Consider the following 462-nt stretch of genomic DNA (forward strand, 5'->3'; position numbering starts at 1 on the left):
CGTAACCGGAACTGTATATAATGATGAAGATGGTGATGGAACACAAAACGGAACAGAAACCGGATTCACTTCGCCAGTAACCGTATTTGCAGATTTAGATGGCAATGGCGTATTAGACGCAGGAGAGCCAACAGCAACAACAGCATCGGATGGAAGCTATATTATAGAAGGTGTACCGGCAGGAACAGTTGATATCGTAGTAGATACGACTACTTTACCAGTAGGGTCCACATTAACAGAAGGAACAGAGCCAACGGAAGTAACCGTACCAGTAAATGGAACAGTTGCAGCAGGAACAGACGGTTATACTACAGCAGGAACCGTAACCGGAACTGTATATAATGATGAAGATGGTGATGGAACACAAAACGGAACAGAAACCGGATTCACTTCGCCAGTAACCGTATTTGCAGATTTAGATGGCAATGGCGTATTAGACGCAGGAGAGCCAACAGCAACAAC

The 462-nt window shown here is 44.8% G+C and carries 1 protein-coding gene; it reads left to right on the forward strand.

The window, feature by feature from the left end; all coding sequences use genetic code 11:
• The coding region (locus ACVCZW_RS07685; RefSeq protein WP_452232093.1) for a hypothetical protein at window positions 1–462 on the forward strand (462 nt) is incomplete at both ends.

Source organism: Lacinutrix sp. MEBiC02595 (genome assembly GCF_053601555.1).